1 pseudogene is annotated in these 441 nt (G+C 34.5%); it reads right to left on the bottom strand.

The window, feature by feature from the left end:
* A pseudogene (locus L0M85_RS09885) lies at positions 1-441 on the bottom strand (helicase); the annotation flags it as partial.

Here is a 441-nt window from a genome sequence, read left to right as displayed (position 1 = left end):
TATCAACTAATAAAGCCTTAATCTCAGAATAAACATCAAAGCCATTGTCCTTTTTTTTAGGTGTTCCAATATCTGAAAAAATCATCTGAGTAGCCTTATTTTCCATTCCTTCACGATAAATTCTTTCAACATTATCCACTACCTGAAGCAGTTTATGATTGTCTGCTAGACTATAACTAGAGTCTAATAAACGCATATCAATAGCTAATTTTCGTGCCTCACCTGTTATCTTTAACATGTTATCCTGGCTTGGATCAACTGTTCCACATTTAACCGCATCTGACCTCATAACTAATTCTTCTAAATAGAGTTTCTGGTTTTCAGTTAACTCACTCTCAATAGGTATAATACGAGCTTCTGGAACAGGTAAATCCAACATATCTTGCGTTTGAATGTCGGCTGTTTCTTTATAGATTTTCATCAACTCAGGTAGATTGACAA

This window comes from Streptococcus sp. DFI.7.26 (genome assembly GCF_022240605.1).
GTDB classification, from domain to species: Bacteria; Bacillota; Bacilli; order Lactobacillales; family Streptococcaceae; genus Streptococcus; species Streptococcus xiaochunlingii.
The sequence above is the reverse complement of the archived record's forward strand: the minus strand, read 5'-3'. Positions and strand labels throughout refer to the sequence as shown.